Origin of the sequence: Lentzea kentuckyensis, assembly GCF_002150765.1 — a bacterium.
In the GTDB taxonomy this organism is placed as follows: domain Bacteria; phylum Actinomycetota; class Actinomycetes; order Mycobacteriales; family Pseudonocardiaceae; genus Lentzea; species Lentzea kentuckyensis.
This window is the reverse complement of the sequence record NZ_MUYM01000030.1, coordinates 14,380-36,835: the sequence shown is the minus strand read 5'-3', so window position 1 is coordinate 36,835 and position 22,456 is coordinate 14,380. Positions and strand designations below refer to the sequence as shown.

14 protein-coding genes are annotated in these 22,456 nt (G+C 69.5%); 6 read left to right on the top strand and 8 right to left on the bottom strand.

The window, feature by feature from the left end; genetic code table 11:
- Nucleotides 1-172 precede the first annotated feature (172 nt).
- Entirely contained in the window at nt 173-1,378 is a 1,206-nt protein-coding gene (locus B0F77_RS16315; protein WP_086663750.1) for a glycoside hydrolase family 5 protein, read from the bottom strand.
- A gap of 347 nt (nt 1,379-1,725) precedes the next feature.
- On the opposite strand from B0F77_RS16315, the gene B0F77_RS16310 reads away from it, so the two are divergent.
- From B0F77_RS16310 to B0F77_RS16295, 4 genes are all read left to right on the top strand, one after another.
- On the top strand, nt 1,726-2,409 hold the full coding sequence (locus B0F77_RS16310; protein ID WP_086663749.1) for a response regulator transcription factor: 684 nt from the start codon (nt 1,726-1,728) through the stop codon (nt 2,407-2,409).
- On the top strand, nt 2,406-3,869 hold the full coding sequence (locus tag B0F77_RS16305) for a HAMP domain-containing sensor histidine kinase (protein ID WP_086663748.1): 1,464 nt from the start codon (nt 2,406-2,408) through the stop codon (nt 3,867-3,869). The genes B0F77_RS16310 and B0F77_RS16305 overlap by 4 nt, the downstream gene beginning before the upstream one ends.
- Before the next feature lie 49 nt (nt 3,870-3,918).
- The gene (locus B0F77_RS16300; RefSeq protein WP_143466769.1) at nt 3,919-5,124 is read left to right on the top strand and encodes a monooxygenase; all 1,206 of its coding nucleotides are present in this window, start codon (nt 3,919-3,921) and stop codon (nt 5,122-5,124) included.
- Between the two features lie 87 nt (nt 5,125-5,211).
- The gene (locus B0F77_RS16295) at nt 5,212-6,183 is read left to right on the top strand and encodes a Rieske 2Fe-2S domain-containing protein (RefSeq protein WP_086663747.1); all 972 of its coding nucleotides are present in this window, start codon (nt 5,212-5,214) and stop codon (nt 6,181-6,183) included.
- A gap of 23 nt (nt 6,184-6,206) precedes the next feature.
- On the opposite strand, the gene B0F77_RS16290 is transcribed toward B0F77_RS16295, so the two are convergent.
- Together B0F77_RS16290 and B0F77_RS16285 are read right to left on the bottom strand one after the other, a co-directional pair.
- Nucleotides 6,207-6,869, bottom strand: a complete 663-nt coding sequence (locus B0F77_RS16290) for a response regulator (RefSeq protein ID WP_086663746.1) — start codon at nt 6,867-6,869, stop codon at nt 6,207-6,209.
- Between the two features lie 95 nt (nt 6,870-6,964).
- Nucleotides 6,965-10,096, bottom strand: a complete 3,132-nt coding sequence (locus B0F77_RS16285) for an AfsR/SARP family transcriptional regulator (protein WP_086663745.1) — start codon at nt 10,094-10,096, stop codon at nt 6,965-6,967.
- Nucleotides 10,097-10,309: 213 nt separating this feature from the next.
- On the opposite strand from B0F77_RS16285, the gene B0F77_RS16280 reads away from it, so the two are divergent.
- Nucleotides 10,310-11,053, top strand: a complete 744-nt coding sequence (locus B0F77_RS16280; protein ID WP_086663744.1) for a hypothetical protein — start codon at nt 10,310-10,312, stop codon at nt 11,051-11,053.
- A gap of 85 nt (nt 11,054-11,138) precedes the next feature.
- Here B0F77_RS16280 and B0F77_RS49030 read toward each other — a convergent pair whose 3' ends face one another.
- Nucleotides 11,139-13,166: a GDSL-type esterase/lipase family protein gene (locus B0F77_RS49030; RefSeq protein ID WP_211293827.1), complete on the bottom strand. Its 2,028-nt coding sequence runs from the start codon at nt 13,164-13,166 to the stop codon at nt 11,139-11,141.
- 153 nt (nt 13,167-13,319) lie between these two features.
- On the opposite strand from B0F77_RS49030, the gene B0F77_RS16270 reads away from it, so the two are divergent.
- Complete coding sequence (locus B0F77_RS16270) at nt 13,320-16,421, top strand: AfsR/SARP family transcriptional regulator (RefSeq protein WP_086663743.1); 3,102 nt, start codon at nt 13,320-13,322, stop codon at nt 16,419-16,421.
- A 109-nt stretch (nt 16,422-16,530) separates the two neighbouring features.
- On the opposite strand, the gene B0F77_RS16265 is transcribed toward B0F77_RS16270, so the two are convergent.
- Genes B0F77_RS16265 through B0F77_RS16250 form a run of 4 tightly spaced genes read right to left on the bottom strand, consistent with a single transcriptional unit; the run spans nt 16,531 to nt 22,328 of the window.
- Nucleotides 16,531-17,082, bottom strand: a complete 552-nt coding sequence (locus B0F77_RS16265) for an Imm5 family immunity protein (RefSeq protein WP_086663742.1) — start codon at nt 17,080-17,082, stop codon at nt 16,531-16,533.
- Nucleotides 17,063-21,574: an RHS repeat-associated core domain-containing protein gene (locus B0F77_RS16260; protein WP_086663741.1), complete on the bottom strand. Its 4,512-nt coding sequence runs from the start codon at nt 21,572-21,574 to the stop codon at nt 17,063-17,065. The genes B0F77_RS16265 and B0F77_RS16260 overlap by 20 nt, the downstream gene beginning before the upstream one ends.
- Entirely contained in the window at nt 21,574-21,876 is a 303-nt protein-coding gene (locus tag B0F77_RS16255) for a type VII secretion target (protein WP_086663740.1), read from the bottom strand. Before B0F77_RS16255 ends, B0F77_RS16260 begins: the two co-directional genes overlap by 1 nt.
- On the bottom strand, nt 21,876-22,328 hold the full coding sequence (locus B0F77_RS16250; RefSeq protein WP_086663739.1) for a YbaB/EbfC family nucleoid-associated protein: 453 nt from the start codon (nt 22,326-22,328) through the stop codon (nt 21,876-21,878). Before B0F77_RS16250 ends, B0F77_RS16255 begins: the two co-directional genes overlap by 1 nt.
- Nucleotides 22,329-22,456 lie beyond the last annotated feature (128 nt).

The following is a 22,456-nucleotide window of genomic DNA, read 5'->3' as shown; positions in this document are numbered from 1 at the left end:
TCCAGGCCGTCAAGCTCCCGAAGTACGAGCCGTGGATGACCGGAACGCTGGTCTATTCGGAGCCGTTCTGGCGGCATGACGCAGTCGGACTCCGCGACCCGGACTAGTGGTGCGTCGCGGCTTAGTTCTGGCNNAGGCCGCGACAACCTACTAGGACGTGTTGCTACGGCTGCTAGCCGGCGACGGCACCCATGATGGCGTTGATGATGCCCTGCTGCGTCACGGTGCGGGCACCTCGGTCGAACAGGCCGAACCCGTACTGGCCGTTGTAGCCGTTGTCCCAGTAAACGGTGGCCGCGCCATATTTCTTCGAAGTGGTCACGACGGCACGCGCGAAGTCAGCGCGGTACCTGTTGTTCGACGAGTCGAACGACGACTTGTCGATCGAGCCGTATTCACCGACCACTACCGGGTAGCCCTTCGAGACGAAGACGTCACGCATCAGCTTCAGCTGCGAGTCCAGGTAGTCCTCCTGTCCCCAGGTGGACTTCTTCGAGGGATTGGTCGATCCCCGTCCCCACTGCGTGATCCGGCCGTTTTCCTCTCCGGCGAAGTCCCACGGAGCGTAGTAGTGAACGGAGATCATGATGCGCTTCTCGTTGCTGGGGATCGACGGGGAGCGGTACTGGTCCGTCGGCAGCCGGAAGCCGTAGTTGCCCGCGGTGTAGTCGATGTTCGTGTTCCAGCCGGGCACGAGCAACCACCGGGAGCTGTTGTTCCCGCCGGCCCGCCGCACGGTGTCCACGAAGATCTGGTTGTAGCTGTTGATGTTCGAGTAGCACGGCTGGGTCGGGTTGCCGTACTGCCCGTCGAAGTTCTCGTTCATCGACTCCAGGATCAGGCGCTGGTCGTAGTTCTGGAACCTCTGCGCGATCTGCTGCCAGGCCTTCTCGTACTTGGCCTTGATCGTCGCCTGCGAGGACGAGTCGCAGATCAGCCAGGAGCCGGTGAAGTTCTTGTAGCCGTCGCCGTGCATGTTGATCAATACGTACATGCCGCGGTTGTACGCGTAGTTGACGACGGTCTGGATCCTGTCCAGCCAGGAGGAACTGATCGTGTAGTTCGGCCCGGAGCCTATGGACCTCAGGTAGGAGACCGGGATTCGGATCGTTTTGAACCCGGCGGCCCGCACCTTGTCGATGAGGGCCTGCGTGACGACCGGCTGACCCCATGCCGTCTCGTTCGGAGTTCCGTCGATGGTGCTTTCCAGCTGGTTGCCCAGGTTCCAGCCCGCGCCCATGTCGGCGACGATCTGTGAAGCGTTCAGCTGGTTCATGGTGTTGGCCGACACCGGACTCGTCAAGCCGGACGCGGACGCGGCAATCGCCAGCGCGGCAGCGAGGAGGCCGATCCTGAACCTTCTTGCTCGTGAACCCATGGGTTTCTCTCTTCAGGTCTTGAGGCCGTCGAAACCAGGTAGATCTGCCTGGTGCGGCAGAAAATGGAAAGCGCTTTCCAAGATGGCAGGGTCAAACCATGCAGTCAATCCTTTCCGCGCCGCTGATCGGCGGGCGTCAGTCGAGATCGACGAAATTCGATTCGAACATTTGGTCACGCCTGATTGTCATGGTCGTGAAACGACTACGGCCAGTGGTGCGAAAGACGTTCGCACGAAGCACGACCACCGGACCTCGCGAGCACCGCAGCGGCGCGCTTTAACCCTGGCCTCAGGTTCATCGGGGACGATGTGCGGCAAAGCATCGACTGGAAGGGGGGCGGGCCGGCGTGCGGATCATGATCGCGGATGACGAGGCGGCCATCCGTGAGTCGCTGGAGCGGGTGCTCCAGGTCGAGGGTTACGAGACCAGCACCGTCGCCAACGGTCTCGCCGTGCTCGACGGGATCGGTGGCGACGCGCCGGATCTGCTGATCCTCGACCTGATGATGCCCCGCCTCGGCGGGTTGGAGACCTGCCGGCGGTTGCGGGCGGCGGGCCGGGATCTGCCGGTGCTGATGCTGACCGCCCGGGATCAGGTCTCCGACCGGGTCGCGGGGCTGGACGCGGGCGCCGACGACTATCTGCCCAAGCCGTTCGCCACCGAGGAGTTGCTCGCCAGGGTCCGGGCCCTGCTGCGCCGCCGCGCGCCGGGCGACGACGAGTCGCAGATCCTGACGTTCGCCGACGTCCGGGTCGATCCCGACAGGTTCGAGGCGTGGCGGGGCGAGCGGCCGCTCCGCCTGACCAGGACCGAGTTCACCCTGCTGCAGGTCCTCATGAGCAACGCGCCCCAGGTGTTGACCCGAGGCGCGCTGTTCGAGGCGATCTGGGGCTTCGACATGAGCGTCACTGCCAACAGCCTCCAGGTGTACGTGAGCTACCTGCGCCGCAAGATGGAGGCCGAAGGTGAGCCGCGACTGATCTACACGCTGCGCGGCTTGGGGTACACGTTGCGGGAGACCCCTCCGTGAGCGTGCCCGCCGGCCGGGGCCCGCGCCGGCTGACCCGTTGGTGGCGCAGGCGGTCCCTGCGGACCAGGCTGACGGTGATCGCGGCGACGGCCATCGCGGTCAGCGTGTTCGTGTCCTTCCAAGTGGCCAGCGAGCTACTGGCCTGGGAGCTGCAGAACACCGCGGAGGATCAGTTGCGCGCCGACTCCCGCGTCCTGGCGGCGAACGCGGAGCGCGCCGGTCTCGCACAGGTCCAGCTACCGCCGTATCCCGGATCCGGTCAGCTGGTGCGGGTCATCCTGCCCGACGGGTCGACCCGGACGCCGGACGGCCAACCCGCGCTGCCTCCGGTCAGCGAGCAGGCCGGGCGCGTGGCGCAGGGCGCGTCGGCTGACCTGATGGAGGCGGGCGACAGCGACGAGGACGGCTACCTCGTCTACACGCTGCGCGCGGGCGACGGCGCGGTCCAGGTGGCCCGCGTCGCCGACGACAGCCCGATCAACGAGTTCGGGTTGGGCATGCTGCTGATCGGGCTGCTCTGCGTGGTCTGCGGCGCTCTGGTCGGGCGGGCCGTGGCGCGGACCGGGCTGGCACCGATCGACCGGCTGACCGCCGCCGCGGTCCGTGTCGCGCACACCCGGGATCTCGACGCCGACATCCCGGACGAGGGCGGTGGGGAGATCCGGCGGCTGATCCAGTCGATCAACGACATGCTCGCCGCGCTCCGGGACTCCCGACGGGCCCAGCGGCTGCTCGCCGAGGACGCCGCCCACGAGCTCAAGACCCCGCTCACCAGCCTGCGCCTCAACATCGAGCTGCTGATCCGGCTCGATCGGCGCGGCACCCTGGACAGCGGACTGCCGGCGGAGAGCCGGACCCGGCTGCTCAACGATCTCGGCGCCCAGGTGGCCGAGTTGAGCACCCTGGCCGCCGAGCTGACCGACCTGGCGCGCGGTGACGTCACCGACGAGAGCACCGAACTGCTCGACCTGGCCGACGTGGTGGTGGCCGCCGCGACCCAGGTACGTTCCCGCATGCCCGACATCGAGGTCGCGCTCGACGTGACCTCCGTGTGGGTGAGCGGGCGTCCCGCCGCGCTCCAACGGGCGGTGCTCAACCTCATCGACAACGCCGGCAAGTGGTCCCCGGCGGACCATCCGGTCGAGGTCCGGCTCCGGGCCCAGGGTGCGTCGGCAGTGCTCGAGGTCGACGACGCCGGGCCGGGCATCGACGCCGCCGACGTACCGCGGGTGTTCGACCGGTTCTACCGCGCCGACAGCGCCAGGGCGTTGCCGGGATCCGGTCTGGGGCTGTCGATCGTGCAGCGGGTCGTCGATGCCCACGGCGGCCGGGCCGCCGTCGCCCGGTCCTCCCGCGGTGGCGCGCTGCTGCGGGTCGACCTTCCAGCAGCCGCGATCCCGAAAGATCAGTCCGATGTGGACAAGAGAGGTACCGTGGTACCACCTGCCTCCCGAGAATGACAACCGCGGTAGGACGAAACCGGACGGAATCGGTTCTAGCGTTCAAGTCATGAGAAAACCTGATAGTCCACTGTGGAGGCTCGGGGTGGCCACCATGGCGGTGGCGACGGCGTTCACTGTTGTCGCCTGCGGGTCGAACGCAGGCAACAGCCCGGCGCCTGCCGTGGGCGGCTCGCACCACGCGCACGGGGGCGAGAAATCGGCTCCACCTCAGCCGCTGCGCGCCGGCGAGCGGTTCGTCGACCTGAAGATGGCGGAGGCCTACACGCCCGCGCCGCCGGAGGGCGGCGGCACGGACGAGTACCGGTGCCAGGTGATCGATCCGGGCCTGACCAAGGCGGCGTTCCTGACCGGGACCCAGGTCACGCCGGAGAACGTCACCCTCGCGCACCACGGCATCGTGTACGTGGTGCCGCCGGGCGGCGCTGCCGCGGTGCGCGAGCAGGACGCGAAGACCCCTGGCGCCGGCTGGCAGTGTTTCGGCGGGACCGGTGTGGACGGCGCCGACGTAGAAGCGGGGGAAGCGACGTGGGTGGACACCTGGGCGCCGGGCGCCACGGAGACGCTGTTCACCCAGGACGTCGGCTTCAAGCTGGAGCCGGGCAGCCTGGTCGTCCTCCAGATGCACTACAACCTGCTTGCGAGCGACGGCAAGCCGGCCGGGTCGGACCGCTCGGCGCTGCGGCTGCGGCTGACGGACGGCACGCCGCAGACCCGGGAACTCGACACGTTCCCGCTCGACGCGCCGACCGACCTGCCCTGCGCCGCCGACGAGTCGGGTCCGCTCTGTGACCGCGCGGCCTCGATCGCGGACGTGACGAAGCGGTTCGGGCCGGACGTCGGCGGCACCGCGGCCCGGCAGCTGGAGGAGTGCGGCCAGAGCGCGCCGAAGCCCGGTGACACCCAGACCTGCGACCACAAGGTGCCGGCGCCGATGACGCTGTTCGCTGGTTTCGGTCACATGCACCTGCTCGGGCGGGCCATCAAGGTCGAACTCAACCCGGGCACGCCGAACGCCAAGGTCGTGCTGGACGTGCCGCAGTTCGACTTCGACAACCAGCGGCTGGTGAAGCTGCCGTCGCCGGTGGAGATCGGTCCGGAGGACACGCTGCGGGTGACGTGCACGCACGACGCGGGGCTGCGCAAACGGCTGCCGCAGCTGAGCAAGCTGCCGCCGCGCTACGTGGTGTGGGGCGACGGCACCAGCGACGAGATGTGCGCGGGCATCATGACGGTCTCTCCTCGCAAGTCCTGACGAAGCGTCGGACGTGTGTGAGTTCTGAGCTCACACACGTCCGCCTGAACGTCATCGCCACACCCACGGCATGAAAGGCGATTTCTCTTGTCCTTCTGGCCTTCCCCCGGCGAAACGACGCCACGGGCCGATGCTCCACTATGGACACCGATCTGGGCGCTCCTGCCGCTGCGCGTCTTCCTCGGCGGCACGTTCCTCTACGCGGGCCTCTCCAAACTCCTCGACACCCACTACCTGGACGCCACCTCACCCCTCGGCGTCCAAGCTCAGATGCTGCACGCCGCGACAACCTCCCCGATCGGCCCGCTCGTGTCATTCGCGGCCGGGAACCCGACCGTCATCGGCCTGGTCATCGCCTTCGGCGAGGTCGCTGTCGGGCTGGGTGCTCTGCTCGGGCTGTTCACCCGCATCGCCGCACTCGGCGGGTTTCTCCTCGCGCTGAGCTTCTTCCTCACCGTGAGCTGGACGACCAGCCCGTACTACTTCGGCGCCGACATCGTCTTCGCGGCCGCCTGGACCCCGCTGCTGCTTGCCGGCGACGCGGGCCTGTTCTCCACGACGGCCCGCCTGCGCGCCGCGATTCGCCGTCGTAGCCAGCCGAACGCCGCCCCGGCCGACGTCGAGCGACGCGTTCTGCTCTGGGGTGGCCTGATCACCGCGACGATCGCTGCCGTCGGCGGCGGGGTCGTCGCCCTCACCCGTCGCACCACCACCACCACCACCACGAACCCGAAAACAAGCGAGCCGACAGACCCAGGAACGAACTCCCAGACCGTGATCGCTGAGGTCTCTGCCGTCGCCGTCGGTTCATCGACGAGCTTCACCACGTCGAACGGTTCCACCGCATACCTGTTGCGCCCCTCGACCGACACCTTCATGGCATTCGTCGCCACCTGCACGCACCAGGGCTGCCCCGTCACACCCGCTGACTCCGGCTTCCGCTGCCCGTGCCACGGCTCGACTTTCGACGGCAACGGCCAAGTCACCAGCGGGCCGGCCACAAAACCCCTGACCAAGGTGCCGGTGCGAGTCGTCGACGGGCGGGTCGTCACCGCGTAACCGCGGACATGCGAGATGAAGCGCTAGATCGGCCGGGTGAGTCTCAGGTCGTAGGCGAGGATGACGGCCTGGATCCGGTCCCGTGCGCCGATCTTGGCGAGGACCCGTCCGACGTGGGTCTTCACCGTCGACTCCGCCAGCGTGAACCGTTGCGCGATCTCGCCGTTGGTGAGGCCCTGGCCGATGGCGACGAGGATCTCGCGCTCGCGGCCGGTCAGGGAGTCCAGCCGGGGATCCTCCCGCACGGGCGCGCAGAGGTCATCGCCGAGCCGGTCGCCGAACGCGTCGAGCAGCCGCCGAGTCAGCGCCGGCGCGATCACCGCGTCCCCGGCGGCGACGGCCCGGATGCCGGCGAGCAGTTCCTCCGGGCGGATGTCCTTCAGCAGGAAACCGCTTGCCCCGGCCCGCAGCGCGGCGAGCGCGCGGTCCACGTCGAACGTCGTCAGCATCAGGATCCGCGAACGCCCACCGGCGGCGACGATGCGCCGGGTGGCCTCGATCCCGTCGACGCCCGGCATGCGCATGTCCATCAGCACCACGTCGGGATGCAGCTTGGTGGTCCACCGAACGGCCTCGGCCCCGTTCTCGGCCTCGCCGACGATCTCGGTGTCGGGGGTGCTCTCCAGCAGCATGCGAAACCCGAAGCGCTGCAGCGGCTGCGCTTCCACCACAAGCACAGAGATCATGAATTGCTGCCTTTCAGGGCACGTAGCCGGTCCCGCGTCGCCCGGCGATGCGTACTTCATATCGAGCAAACCTGAGACGACCGTTAAAACGGCGCTCAGGCGGGTTGGCCGCCGGCGAGAACGTCGGCGGTCAGGCGCCGAAGTTCCGCCGCCTCGGCCACGCCGAGCCTGGTGAACCCCGCGAGCGCCTCCTCCCAGTGCCGGTGGGCAACCGCGGGATCGTCGTGGCGCAGGGCGTGTCCGAGGCCGGCGACGGCGCGGAACCGCTCGTATTGGTCACCGGTGCGCAGGGCGATGGCCAGGGCGGCACTGTGCTCGGCGTGGGCGTCCGCGGTTCGTCCCGCGGCCGTCGACACGGTGCCGAGGTTGTTGAGCGCGTTGGCCTCGCCCGCCTTGTTGCCGGTCTGCGCGAAGAGGGCGACCGAGGCGCGGTGGTGGGCGGTGGCCTGGTCGAGGTCGCCCTGCTCGGCGGCGATGTTGCCCAGGGTGGCGAGGGCCTGGGCCTCGCCGGTGCGGGCGCCGATCCCGCGGTAGAGGTCCAGCGCCCGCGTGCTCAGGTTGGTGGCCGCGGCGTGGTCCTGTTGCCGGAGGCGGATCGCGGCCAGGTTGTTCAGGGCGTGCGCGATGCCCTGCCGGTTGTTGATCTCCTGGTAGGCGTCGACGGCCTGCCGGCAGTGGTCAGCCGCGGCGGGGTAGTCGCCGAGCCGCAGCTCGATGTACCCGAGATCGTCGAGTGAGCGTGCCTCCTCGTCGCGGCAGCCGAGCTCGCGGAGGACGACCAGCGCCTCGGTGATGTGCTCGATCCCGCGCTGGTAGTCACTCCGTGCCTGGATGGTGTTGCGGCTGTCGTGCAGCGCGCGGAACCTGCCGACCAGGTCGGTCGGCTGCTCGAGGAGGACGAGTACCTGGCGGTAGAAGTGGATCGCCTCGTCGAACCGTCCCTGCGCGTGGTGCGAGTTGCCGAGAACGACCAGCCGTCGAGCCAGCTCGGCGTGCTCGCCGGAGGTGCCGTGGAGATCGACGGCTTGTCGGTAGAGGCCGGCGGCACGCTGGTAGTCGCCGCGCCGGAATGCGACGGTGCCGATGCCGGCGAGCATGGTCACCTCACCGGCCTGGTCGCCGAGGTCGCGGGCGGTCCGCAGGGCATCGGTCTGGACGGCGAGGGCGTCGTCGTGGTGGCCGCTGATGTCGAGGTAGTGGCTCAGGACGGTGGCCAGCCGGATGGCGTGCGTCGGATGGCCGTGCGCGGCCGCGTGTTTCACGGCGGCGACGAGGTTGACCCGCTCGGCGTCCGCCCACGCCAGTGCGGCGGCGTCGGTGGTGAGGTCTGGGCTCGGGGTGGCCGGTGCGGGTCTTCGGTGCAGGTCGCCGCTGGGAGTGAGGCGGTTCATGGCGGTCGTGATGGTGTGCAGGTAGTGGTCGAGCAGGCGGGTCAACGCCTCGGTCTCCTGGCCTCCGGCGAGCTCGACGGCGTACACGCGGAGCAGGTCGGGCATGCCGAAGCGGTGCGGGCCCGCGCGGTGGAGCAGATGGGCGCGGGTCAGCACGTCCAGCAGGCGCTTGGCGGCACCCAGGTCGGTGTCGAGCAGCGCGGCGGCGGCATACGGGTCGAGGTCGATGCCGGGATGCCGGCCGAGCCGGCGGAACCCTTGCGCGACAACGGCTGGAAGCTGCCGGTAGGAGAAGGAGAACACGGCGCGGATACCGGTGCGCGGGTCCGCTCCGGCGTCGAGCAGGTCCAGCCGGCGTTGCTCGTGGGCGAGGTCCTCGGCGAGGTCCGCGAGGCTGCCGCCGGGCTGCGTGACGGCCAGCTCGGCGGCGATCCGCAGGGCGAGCGGCAGCCGTCCGCACTGGTCGACGAGAGCGTCCGCGGCCGCGGGCTCGGCGTCGACGCGCGGGCCGACCAGCCGGCGGAGCAGGGTGACCGCCTCGTCGCGGGGCAGGACGTCGAGCAGGACCCGATGGGCGCCGTACACGGCGACCAGGCCGGGCAGGCTGTCCCGGCTGGTCACCAGGACGAGACAGGACGGGCTGCCGGGAAGCAGGGGGCTGACCTGGTCGACGGTCGACGCGTTGTCGAGCAGGATCAGCATCCGGCGCCGGGACATCCAGGTGCGGTAGAGAGCGGCTCGTTCTTCGAGGTCCGCGGGTATTTGGGCCGGGACCACGCCGAGAGCTCGCAGGAACGCCGCCAGTGCGTCGCCGGGGCTGACCGGTTGTTCGTGGTCGTACCCGCGCAGGTTGAGGTGGAGCTGCCCGTCGGGCATGCGGTCCCGGACGCTGTGCGCGAAACGGACGGCCAGCGCGGTTTTGCCGACTCCAGCGGCCCCGACGACCGTGGTGATCGCCATCGCGGTTCCCGGCGCGGCCAGGTGCTCGTGCAGGGCACGGAGTTCGAGCCGCCGACCCGTGAAGCCGGTGACGTCGGCCGGTAGCTGAGCCGGGACCGTCGACGGGTTCCTCACGATCTCGACCGGCGGGTCCGCCTGCCGGGGCGGCCGGCCGAAGTCGCCGTGCAGGATCGCCTGATGCGCCTGCTGCGTCTCGGCGGCGGGGTCCACGCTCAGCTGGTCGGCGAGTTCCTGCCGCAGCCGCCGGTAGCAGGCCAGCGCCTCGCCGGTGCGTCCGGCCGCGTGCAGCGACCACATCAACGCCGTGGTGAGCGGCTCGTGCAGCGGATGGGCGAGCACCAGGCCGGTCAGCTCGTCGATCACCGCCGACGAGTCGCCCACCCGAGGCTCGGCCGCCCACGCCACCGCGGCATCGATGCGTCGCCGCTGCCATGCGTGCCTCACCTCGTCGGCCCACCTGCCCGGCATGCCGGCGAGGGGAGTGCCGCGCCACAGCTCCAGCCCGGCGCGCAGCAACTCGGCCCTCTCCGTGCCGGGCCGTCGTGCCTGTTCCACGAGCTGCTCGAACCGGTGGACGTCGACCCGTGCCGGATCGAGGTCGAGGAGGTAGCCGGCGGAGCGGCGGACGAGGTGCGGGGCGTCCTCGGTGGCGGCGAAGATCGTGCGGAGGCGGGTGATGTAGGTGTAGAGCGTTTCCCGCACCCGCGCGGGCGGGGCCTGCCCCCACACCCGGTCCACCAGGGACGCCATCGGCAGCAGCTGTCCGGCGTCGGCCGCGAGCGCCGCCAGCACGCCGCGTTGCCTGGGCGGTCCGATGTCGACGAGAGCACCTGCCGAGACGGCCTCGACCGGGCCGAGCAACCGCAACTCCACCATGCCCCCTGCCCCGGTGCGGCGGTCACACTGCGTGCCCGTACCTGCGCGTACAGAAAACTACAAGGTTTCGCCCCAGTTCCACACCGGACTCTTGCCACGGCGTACGGCAGACCAGGTCAACACGGTCGACGTCGTGCCGCTGCCGCGGCCTGCCCGCCGTCGGCTCCGGCCAGCACTGGCCCATTCGTCGCAATCCCGTGTCCAGGAGGACAGATGGAAGACATCGTTTTCAGCCGGAGACAGGGCCTCAAGGCTCTGGGCGTCGCGGCCGGCGCCGCGTTCATCGGCACCGGCCTGGCCAAGGCGGCGACCGCGGCGCCGCGCCTCCTTCAGGGCGCCCCGGAGGCGCCGAACAATTACTCCCTCACGATTACCAACGACTCGAAGCTGGATGGCTACCAGGCCCTCATCTACCAGCAGCTGCCGAAGATGCAGCCTGGTGTCGTGACTCTGGCCTGGCAGGCTTTTCCGTGCAATCCGGGCGATGTCGTCGATTTCGGCTGGGAAATCCAGTACAGCTTCATCTGGAGCAGGAACGGAACGCTCAAGCCTGGAACGAGGGTCTCCGCCAGCGGCTCTGTCGACGCGGAACTGGGCAAGGCCAACGCCACCACCCTCAGCTTCAAGAACAACGGCTACAGGTTCAGCGAGCCGGTCTTCCAGGAAGGGAACGGCCTGTACGTCTTCGAGGACAGGTCGGTTCCCAAGGCGGGCGATCCCACCTCCGGATCAGTGGGCATCGGTATGTCGGGGTTCGGCACGTTCGCCTGCCCGACGAGCTCGAACACGAACATCGGTTTCACGCCGACGCCGCAGTACTGGATCGCCTTTGGTACCTACGATAAGACCGAGGTCATGGACATCCAGCAGCTGACGGTCCCGCAGCAGGTCAAGTTCGGCGAGGGGCAGGACCACCTCGACTGCCGCTACGACGGCCGCGACTGGACCATCAGCTAGTCCGTCCCGTCTGCGCTCCCGTGCGGGAAAGGCCGGTTGCGGACTCTCGTCCGCAACCGGCCTTCGCGTTGTCGACGGTCCGAACCTACGGCTCGATCTCGGTCAGGACCATCCTCTCCGGTTCCTGCTTGGGAGTGTTCGTGCAGCTCGCCTGGGCGAACAGGTTCTCGTTGTACAGGGCGAGGCATCTGCCGAGGGCGCGCTGGCCGAAGTAGCTGGGGTGCAAGGACTCCTGCCGCTGTCCCTGGGTCGCTCCGCTCACCAGGAACCGCGCCCATTCGTGGATGGTGCCCTTCGGCGGCTTGGTCGTGCTGTTCACCAACTGGCTGGCCTTGTTGCAGACCTCCCGCCCGTCCAGTGCGCTCTGGAGGTCGAGGAAGCCCACCTTCGCGATCTCGGCAGCGGACTTGAGCATGTTGGAGATCTCGGGGGTCAGCTTGTCGCGGGCCCAGTCGGCGTCGTCGTTCCAGAAGGGACAACCACCGACGAGCGTGCGGTCGTTGTCCTCCGGGTAGCGGATGTCCTTGCTTCTGGGCAGGGGAGAGGGAGCCGACTGCAGGACGATCCGGTAGTGCGCCGGGTCGCGGTAGCCGGCCTTCTCCATGGCCGTGCGGATCGCGTTGAGGGCGTTCACCACGTTGTCCCTGGTGGTGCCCAGCTTGCCGATGATGTTCTTCTGCTGCTCGTTCCAGCACGTGCCCTGTTTGAAGACGTAGGCGTTGACGCAGGCTTTGATGACGCCGGAGAAGCCCAGGTCGTTGCCGCCGATGGAGAGGGCGATCAGCCGCACGTCGTACTTGGCCGCCACGGTGGCCAGCTGGTCGGCCTGCGGTGCTTCGCCCTTGTAGCCGGTGAGGTAGATGTTCTCGGTCTTGGCGCCGGAGCAGGCCAGGTTGATCTGGACGTCATAGGCGTTGCTGCTGTGGGGCTCAGCCGAGTTCGAGCGGTTACAACCGTTCTTGTACGACGCGCCGTAGACCAGCTTTGGGTCGTCGAACGAGAAAGTCCCGACGTAGGCGCGGTCGGTGCCGTCGTTGGTTCCCGAGAAGTTGTTGCTGTTGCCCTTCCAGCGACCTCCCTCGCCGGACATGAAGCTGTCGCCCAGGGTCACCACGGCCGTGGGGTGCTCGGCGGTGATGAACGTCCAGACGAACGGTCCCGGGTTGTTCGGGTCCCAGGTTCGCGTGCTCACCGGTCCTTTGGCAGGCGCCTTGGCACCGGCGTCGACGGCCTGGTTGCGGTCGCCGGCCCACACCAGCACCTGCTTCGGGTTGAACGCCCAGAGTTCACGCTTGTCGTTGGGATAGGTCTTGTCGCCCATCACCAACGGGCCGCCCGCGCCGCCGTTCAAGGTGATCACCTTGCCGTACTCCGGGTTGTATAGGACGAACGGGCCGTCTTTTGGCCCGAAGGGCAGCCATTCGCAGGCGTTGTCCTGGACGTCGTCCGACAGTTTCACCCTGCCGTTGTCCGGTATGCCGTCACCGACGACGGCGCACAGGAACCGGTTGGACCACTGGCTGCTCGTCACGCGCACGGCGCTGGTCGACCGGGCCTTGGCCGACCGCGTGCTCGGGCCGGCGTTCTGGACGTTCCAGGTCTGCTCGACCTGGTCCCTCCAGGCACTCAACCCGAGAGCGTCCGCGGAGGGTTTGGCGCCGCTGCCCGCGTCGACGTTCTGCGACTGGTCGCCGTTCCACCGCAGGGCGCGGCCCCCTTCCTTGGCCTCGCCCCAGGAGAAGCTCTGGGTCTGGGCCTTGTCGGCGGGGAAGACGAGCTCGTCCATGACGAGCGGGTGGTCCGCACCGACCCCGGTGAGGACCATGCCCTTGGCGGGGTTGAACAAGGTGAACTGACCGTCGTCGCCGATCTGCTCCCACTGGCAGTAGGCGTCCGCGTCCTCCTGCTCGCCGATCCAGAGGCTGGTGTCGTCCGGGTTGGCGCACAACACGATTCCCTGCCCGAAGCCGCTGGTGAGGTAGACCAGCGTCTGACTGTCCGTGGTGGGGACGTCCGCCGCGGCGGCGACTGGCCCCGGCGCCGTCATCAGGCCTGCGGCGAACATCGTCGCGGCGACGCCCGTGATCAGGCCCCGAGTTCTTTTTCTCGACACTGCGCGTCCTTTCTCTTAAATGTTTCCGACGCGCTCCAGTCATGGATTGCCGACTGGAATTGCGTTGCCCGGAGTCACTGTGAAAATCGTGCTGTCGATCATGGCTCGACAAGGTTGTTCGAAACCCTGTAGCTTTCTCGCCGTGCAGGTCAGGTGGGTGCTGTCCCTGCTGCTCGACCGACCGGAGGACTGTTGAGATTCAGATTGCTCGGCCCAATCGAGGTCGAGACGACTGTCGGCCATTTGGTCGACATCGGTCCACCCCGGCAGCGCAGTGTGCTTGCGGCACTCGCGATTGATGCTGGAAAACCGGTAATGGTGGAGTCCATCGTGGACCGGGTGTGGGGAGACTCGCCGCCCGCACAGGTCCGGCACGCGATTTATGCCTATGTCGCCCGATTGCGTGGAGTTCTCGCCGTCGAGCCGGCGGGGCCACGACTGGTTCGAAGATCGCGCGGGTACCTGCTCGACGTCGATCCCGAGTCGGTGGACGTGCATCGGTTCCACCGCCTCGTCGCAGATGCCCGCACCGCGCGGGATCAGGACCGGCTCCAGGCGGAACTGATGCGCGACGCGTTGGGGCTGTGGCGCGGCATCCCCATCGCGGAGATGGCGGGTGAGTGGGCCACCGGGATACGGCAGACCTGGCAGCGGCAGCGCATCGACGCGGTCGTGCTGTGGGCCGAGATCGAGCTGCGGCTGGACAACTCGGCAGCGGTGATCGACACGGTGACGGGACTGGTCGCGGAACATCCGTTGCACGAACCGCTGACCGGGGTGCTGATGCGGGCGCTGTACGCGGCGGGGCGCCTCGGCGAGGCGCTCGCCTGCTACGCCCGGATCCGGTCAGCCCTGGTCGAGCAGCTGGGCATCGATCCCTCCGCGGAACTGCGGCAGGCGCACCAGATCATCCTGGCCGAGCCGGTCGCGGTCACGGCCGAACCGGACCAGGTGACCCCGGCCCAGCTGCCGGCCGACGTCGCGGGTTTCACCGGTCGTGACCTCGAACTGTCCGTGCTGCAGGAGCACCTGGAGGCCATCGGCGACGGGGAGATGGTGATCTCCGCGGTGGCCGGCACCGCAGGGGTCGGCAAGACGGCGCTGGCCGTCCACTTCGCACACCGGGTCCGCGACCGGTTTCCCGACGGCCAGCTGCACGTCAACCTGCGCGGGTACGACGACCAGCAACCGGTGGACCCGGGGGACTTGCTGGCGGCGTTCCTGCGGGCGCTGGGCGTGCCGGGTGCCGGGATCCCGGCGGACGTCGAGGAACGGGCCGCGGCCTACCGGACCCTGCTCAACCGCCGCCGGATGCTGATCTTGCTGGACAACGCTTCGTCCGTCGAGCAGGTCAGCCTCCTGCTGCCGGGCAGTCCGTCCTGCCTGGTGCTGGTGACCAGCCGCGACAGCCTGCCGGGGCTGGTGGCCCGGCACGGCGCCCGCCGCCTCGACCTCGGCGTCCTGCCCACCGAGGAGTCGCTCACCCTGCTGCACGGTCTCATCGGTGCCCGCGTGGACGGTGAACCGGTGGCCGCCAACGCACTCGCGGCCCAGTGCGGCCGGCTGCCCCTGGCGCTGCGGGTCGTCGCCGAGCTCGCGATCAGCCGCCAGGACAGCGGCCTCGCCGAGCTGGTGGACGAGCTCGCGGACCAGCGGCAACGGCTGGACGTGTTCGACGAGAGCGCCGGCATCCGGGCCGTGTTCGCCTTCTCGTACCGGCAACTGCCCGCCGAGGCGGCCCGCGCGTTCCGCGTGCTGGGTGTGCATCCCGGTGTCGACGTGGACCCCTACGCCATGGCCGCGTTGCTCGGCACGGACGTGCGCGCCGCACGGAACGTCCTCGACCTGCTGGCCCGTGCCCACCTGGTCCAGCGGGCCGGTTGGCGGCGGTTCGGCATGCACGACCTGTTGCGCGTGTACGCGGCCGAGCTCGCCGCGACCCACGAGAGCCCCGAGGAGTGCCGGGCCGCGCTCACCCGCCTGCTGGATCACTACCTGCACACCGCGGTCACCGCGATGAACCGGATGACGCCCGGCGACCGGCACCGCCGTCCCGATCTTCCCGACCTCCCGGCGCCCGCCACCCCGTGCCCGGATCTGCCCGACAGCGCCGCGGCGCTCGCCTGGGCCGATGCCCACCGCGAGAACCTCGTCCTGAGCGCGGCACACGCGGCGACGCACGGCCTGCCGTCCCACGCGGTGCGGCTGGCCACCGTTCTGTGGCGGTACCTGGACATCGGCGGCCACTACGACGACGCCCGCACCCTGCACGCCCACGCCTTCGACCTGGCCCGTGAGTCAGGAGACCAGGCCGCCCAGGCGATCCTGCTCGACGGCGCCGGCACCATGCACTACCGGCGCGGCGACTACCCACGGGCGGGCGAGATGTTCACCGAGGCCGCCGACCTCTACCGCGCCATGGGCGACGGCAGCGGGCAGGGCCACCTGCTGATCGACCTCGGCAACGTGCGCCACCAGCAGGGCCGGCTCGACGAAGCCGTCCACTGCTACCGCCAGGGGCTCGCTCTCCACGAACAGGTGGGGGACCGCTTCGGCGTGTTCCGCGCGCACAACAACCTCGGCAACACCATCCGGGCGCAGGGTGACTACCAGCGCGCGGTTCGGCACCTCTCCGAGGCACTGGTCATCATCCGCGAGATCGGCGACCGCGACGGCGAGGCGCACGCACTCGACGAGCTGGGCTTCGTCCACTTCAGACTGGGCGATTACACGTCCGCGGCGGTGGTCTGCGTACAGGCGCTGGACGCCTACCACGAGGTCGGCAGCCCGCTCGGCATCGCGTACGTGCTGAACAGCCTCGGCACGATCCGCCTGAAGCAGGGTGACCTCACCTCCGCCCAGCAGTACTGCGACAAAGCGCTGGCGGGCTTCCGGCGGATGGGTGCGCGCCACGGGGAAGCCGAAGCGCTCGCCGCCCTGGGTGCCGTCGCCGCCGAGCAGGGCGATCTCGACCGGGCAGCCGAGCTTCACCGAGGATCCCTCGCCCTGTTCGCCCAGCTGGGCAGCGAGAGCGGCGAGGCGAGCGCGCTCAACAACCTCGGCGCCGTCTCACTGGCCGCCGGCAAGACCGAGGACGCCCACGCCGAGCACACGGCTGCACTCACGATCGCCGAGCGCACCGGCGACCGCTACGAGCAAGCACGCGCGCAGGCAGGACTCGGACACTGGGCCCGGGCGTCGCACGGTTTCGCCGACCTGGGTGTGCCCGACGCCGACAGCCCCGCGCGACGCTGAACGGTGCTTGTCGCCGCCCATCAGCGGCAAACTCGACATGATCAGCGTGGACGGGGTGAGGGCGGTCCTGTGCGAGCACCTGGCCAAGCGGCCGGACGGCTTGGCGTGGTCAGGCGCGCGCGATCGGCACGGCTTCCCGCAGGTACCACCGCCAGAACGCGCGGCGCTTGTCCGGGTCGCCGGTCTCCTCCCAGACCGCGCCGCCCGCCTCCACCACCGAGACGATGAAGCACGGCGACCAGTCGTAGGAGTCGACGTCGATCTCGCCCTCGTCCTCCTCGAACTCCTTCGGCACGCCGTAAAGCAGATCGCGCGCCGCGGCCCAGTGCGCGAACGCCGCGCCCCCCGCGCCCGCGAACTCCGCACCCATCAGTCCGACGTTGTCGATCCGGGTCTGCAACCGGCCGATCCGTGCTTTCACCGCCGCGGCGTCGGCGCCTTGCAGGGCCGCATGCAGGACGTCGATCGGCTCGGTGTCGGCTGGGAAAGCGCGTTCCCACACCGGGCGTACGCGTTCGGCGCACAACACGCCCAGGCGGATCACCGCTTCGGTGCCCAAGGCGTTGCGCAGGGCCACGCGGTCGCGGTACGGGGGTTCACCGTCTGGCCAGTCGATGCCGTCCAGCCTGCGGAGGATGTCGTCAATGTAGTGGTGTGGCATGGGGAGGCCCGTCCGGGGGGAAGGTCCAATGGTGGTCGGGGTCGGTGACGTACTGCGTTTGCTTCCGGTACTTCGCCAGCTTCTGGAAGAACTTCTGGCAATCGTCACACATGGTGTTCGCCACCGTGATCCGCGCGTTCGGGTCGAGAAACGCCGCCTGGCGCTCGGCGTGCATCGCATAGTAGCGGCCGAACACACCTCGGTCCCGACCGTCGGGTCCGACGGCCAGAGGGTGTTGGACCTGGGCGTGGAAGGCTCGCATCTGGCTGAAGCTGGGACGTTGGACATAGGACGGGTGGCGGCCCCAGCCGCTGAGCGTGTTCACCCGGTCGGTCCAGGCGAAGGTCTTGTACGTGTCGTCGTAGCCGTGCAGGCCGAGCGGGTCGATCCAGGTCAGCGGGTTGACGACGTAGGAGTGGACGCTGGTGCCACCGAGCAGGCCCAGCGGGTCGGCGCTGAGGTAGCGGCTCAGCGCCGGGTCGTAGTAGCGGTGCAGGTTGTAGTTCAGGCCGCTCTCGCGGTCGTGGTACTGGCCGGGGAACCGCAGCGGCGTGTAGGCGGCGCCGTCGCCACCGAGCACGCCCCACAGAGGTCCCCTGCCGCGCCACGTGATCTCGCCGTCGGGCGTGGCCAGTTCGGTCGGCGTGCCCACGAGGTCGGTCAGCACGACGTGGAACCGGGTGCCGTGCGGTGTGCGGTCGACCTGGGTCACCGGCCGCCAGTCCTCGGGGTGCCAGGTCCACGTCGTGGTGTGGTCGTCGGAGGTGGTCTCCTCGGCCAGCCGCAGGTCGTCCCAGGCGAACGTGGTTCGCCACTGCGCGACACCGTCAGCGGAGAGCCGTTCCTTGGCCACCCGCCGCTGGAACGCGTCGTAGGAGTACCGCCAGCGCGTGCCGTCGGGTGTGGTGACGACCCGCAGGAGGTCCTCGGCGTCCCACTCGTAGCGCCACTCCAGCACCCGGCCGGACAGCGTCCGCCGGCGTCGGCGCACCACCCGTCCCTGGGCGTCGTGGTCCAGGTGCGTCGCGCCCGCACGGACCAGCCGCGTGCCCTGGTAGGTCCAGGGGCCCTCGGTCTCCGGCGCACCACCCGACGAGGCGACGACGTTGCCGGACGCGTTGTACGTGTAGCGTTCCTCGGCGCCTCCGGTAACCCGCACGACCCGACCGGCCGGGTCGAGGTCGTAGGTCCGCGGCCCGGACAGTTGGTCCACCACGGCGGTGAGCGCGCCGTCCGCGCGGTAGGTGTGCGCTTTGCGTTGAGTGATGCGACTGCCGTCGGGCGTGGCGGCGGCGAGCACACTCGTGCGCAGGCGGTGGCCCTCGTCCCAGGTGCGGGTGAGCGTGGCCGCGCCGAACCGCTGCCGCACCTCGCGGCCCGCGGCGTCGTGCTCGAACGTGACGACCCGGCCGGCCGTGGCCAGTTCGGCGATGCGGCCCGTCAGGTCGTAGTGCAGCACCGACTCCGCGCCGGACGGGGTGCGGCGGGACGTCCGGCGGCCCGCCCTGTCGTAGGTCCACGCGACGGCACGGCCGTCACAGGTCTCCGCGACCAGCCTTCCGACGACGTTGTAGGCCACCTCCACGTCGGCGTCGGGCGTCGTCGCGCGCACCACCCGCCCGAGGTCGTCGTAGGAAAAGGTGGTGACCCGGCCGTCCGCGCGCTGCTCGACCACTTCGCCGCGTGCGTCGCGCAGGTAGGTGGTGACCTGGCCGTCGCCGTTGACGCGCTCGACGACGTTGCCGCGCGCGTCGTGCCGGTAGGACAGCACCCGGCCGTTGAAGTCCGTCTCGCGCACCACGCGGCCGGCCTCGTCGTAATCGAACGTCCAAGTCAGACCTTCCGGGTCGCGCACGGCGACCAGCCGGAGTTCGGTGTCGTGCACGTACTCCAGGCGCGCGCCGTCCGGTGTGGTGTGCGCGGCCTTGAGGTCGAAGTGGGTGAACTCGGTGCGGGTAACGCCGCCGGCCGGGTCGACGTGCTCCAGGGTGTCGCCTTCGGCGTCGTAGGTGCGCCGCTCCACCGTGCCGTCCGGCCAGCTCCGCCACGCGGGCCGGCCTTCGACCGTCCAGCCGAAGCGGGCGACCGCTCCCATCGGGTCGGTGATCGCGGTTACCCTGCCGAACCCGTCGTAGGCGTACGTCGTGGTGGCGCCAAGTTCGTTCGTGGCCGAGATGCGCAGGCCGGCCGCGTTGGTCTCGAACCGGCGGGTGTGGCCGAGCGCGTCGGTGGCCGCCACCAGGTGGCCCAGTTCGTTGTGCTCGAACGTGGCCGAAGCGCCGGCGGGGTCGGTGGTGGAGACGAGGTTGCCGCGCTCGTCGTAGTCGCGCCGCCAGACCGCGCCGTGAGGCTCGGTGACGGCGACCGGCAGGTGCAGGTCGTTGTACCGGGCCGTGGTGCGGCTGCCGGCCGGGGAGATCGTCTCGACCGGGTCCCCCGACTCGTCGAGGACCCACCGGGTGGTGCCGCCCAGTGGGTCGGTCTCGGCCAGCAGCCGGTCGTAGCGGTCGTACTCGAAGCGGGTGGTGCCGCCGAGCGGGTCCACGCGGCGCAGCACCTGACCGAGGTCGTTGTAGTGGAAAGTGTTGGTGTGGCCGAGGGAGTTCGTGTGACGGGTGACGCGGCCCGCCGTGTCATAGGCGAAGGTGCTGTTCAGCATGCCGTCGGCACCGACTCCCCGCACGCAGCGGGCGGCGTCGTCGTAGATGAACTCGTACCACGTGCCGCGGCGGTCTTCCCAGCGCGTCATGCGGTGCGCCGAGTCGTAGGCGAAACGCATCGGCATGTTCGAGGAGTTGTAGACCTCCGCGAGGTTTCCAGCGTCGTCGTAGGTGTACCGCTTGAGCGTCACCTCCGAACCGTCCAGGGCCGCGCCGACCAGGTGCAGGGCCGTGACGCGGTCACCTTCGCAGTCGACGCGCACCAGGTAGCCACCCGAGTGCCGGATCGCCCGCAACGCACCGGTGTCGTCGTGCAGGAACGTGATGGAGTTGCCGTTGCGGTCGGTGACCTCGGCCAGGGGCAGGACCGTGTCGCCGGGGCGGATCGCCGCGAAGCGCAGGAACCGGCCCGTGATCGGGTCGCTGATGATGTAACCGCCGCGGTCGGCGGGGGTGAGCAGCCACCTCGGGCCCGCCTCGGGTAGGGACGCGACGCCGTTGACCCCGCGCGGGTAGGACAGCAGCATCCCGTCTTCAGAAGCGAACAGCACGCCTTTGGCGTCCACCTCGACTCGCATGTCCAGTGTGGATGTCCACGATGGACCGAATCGCCGCCCTGAGCGGTAGTTCGACATGTGTGTGCGTGCGAGCACCAGCGCCAGCACACCGGGTAGGTGGACGTCCTCCTGCGCGAGCAGCACCTCGCCGCTGACCATGTCGACCGGGTCGCCGAGCGCGCGACCGATCTTCTGCTTGGCCTGCACGGCGAAGTCGCGGATGTTCCCCTTGGCGTTGCTCACCATGGTGCGCAGTGAATCCGGCTTGCCGGATTCACTGCGCGCGCCGGGCTTGGTCACGGTCGGACCACCGTCGCCATCGGGCGTGTGGTTCGCTGACGACGGCGACGTGGTGCCGTCCGGCGATTCCGAGGTGCTGGGCGTCTTGGCGCTGGACGGTGTCGTGTCACCGCCCGAACGTGCGGCGGACGGACTGGTTCCGTCGTCCACACCGGACGGCTTGGTGGTGCCGGAGTGAACGGGGTCAGGCGCGTTCGGGGTGTCGGGGCCACTGGGACGGCGACCGAGCTTGGCCAGCTTGGCGATGATCTCGTCCAGCTTGTCGATCACCTTGCGGATGCGCGGGGCCACGTTGGAGATGGTCTTGACCAGACGGCGGATCAGGTCGCCGATCTTCTTGACCACGCGGGAGATCGCGGCGACGGCCTGGCCGACGATGACGGGCGTGGCCGCGCCCAGCGTGCACGCCGCCTCCAGTGCCCAGGCGATGAGCCTGCCGATGAGCTCGGCCACGATGTCGCGCACCGTCTCCCGGACGAACGCCACGACCTCGCCCATGATCATGACTCCGGCGGAGATGCCGTCGGCCAGTGTGCCCGCGCTCGCGATGCCGTCCGCGACTTCGGCGGCGTGGCCGCGGTAGGCGTCCGCCGCCGACCCCGTCCATCCCGCCGTGCCGGCGGCGGTCTCGGCGGTGAACTCCTGTGCGATGGCGGCGACCGCCGCGGCCACACGTCCCCACGTCTCGCTGAACGCCCGGATCACCGGTGGATTTCCCGCGAGCCAGTCCAAAGCCTCCTTGAGCGGTTGCACGTGTTCGATGAGCCACGAAACGCCGTAGGAGGCCAGCGTGCCGATCGGATCGACCACGATGCTGAGCACTTCCAGTCCGACGCCGACCGCGCCCAGCCCAGCGCTCAACCAGTCGCCGTTCGAGATGCCCTCAGACAGGTCGCTGGCAGATTCCAGCAATCCGATGCCGGTGACGGCGGACGTGTCGTCCTTCGGCTGCGCGACCAGGTCTCCGTCGCCCATCAGGCGTTCCCGCGGAACCGTGTGGCCTCGGCGTCCTCCTGCGCGGAGTAGGCGGCCGCAGTCGCCCGCACACCCTGCGCGACGTCCTCCAGCGACGCCGCACCGCTGCTGAGGGCGTTGACGCCCTTGTCCTCGAACGGTTGCAGCATCATCGCGAACGGCTGGCAGATCACGCCGTACGCGTCGTCGGTCATGCTGACCTGGCGGGCCGCGTCCACCGCCTCGCGCATCCGGTCGGCCAGCGCCTCCAGCCGCCTCCGGTGCGCCTCCAACTCGTCGACCAGGACCTCGTAGCCGGCCATCAGCGGCCCGGTCTCAGGTAGCTCTCGTCACCCAGATCGTCGTCAGGCAGGCGGCGGGCCGGGGACGCGCCGCGGGACGTCTCGTCTGCTGGCGGCGGGAACGTGGTGCGTGCCTGGTCGAGCAGATAGCGCGTGGTGGAGTCCTCGCCGACGGTCTGCGCCATGATCTCGGCAAGCCGTCCGGGAAACTGTGCCTGCGCCCCGCGCATCGCCTCCAGCACGGCGGCGGCGATCCGGTCCGGCGGCAACCGCCGGACCGCGTCGGTCATGGCCACGTGGGTGGGAATCCCGTTCGCACCAACCGTTACGGTGACAGCGCCATCGGCCGCGGCCGCTGTGATCGAGATCTGCCCGGCCTCGCGCGCCATCTCCTGGTAGCGAGCGGCTTTCCGGTCGGCGTCACGCTCCCAGTCGTCGACCATGCGCTCCACGTGCGCCATCGGGTCCGACATCGCGTCCCCCTGACCTGACGATTTGCAGTCCGCCGCCTATGGTCACCGTCAAGGTCGCGCCATGTCCCCGATACTCAGGTACTTCACTCAGCCGGACCAGCGAATGTCGTTGTGGTGCAAGCGAAGTA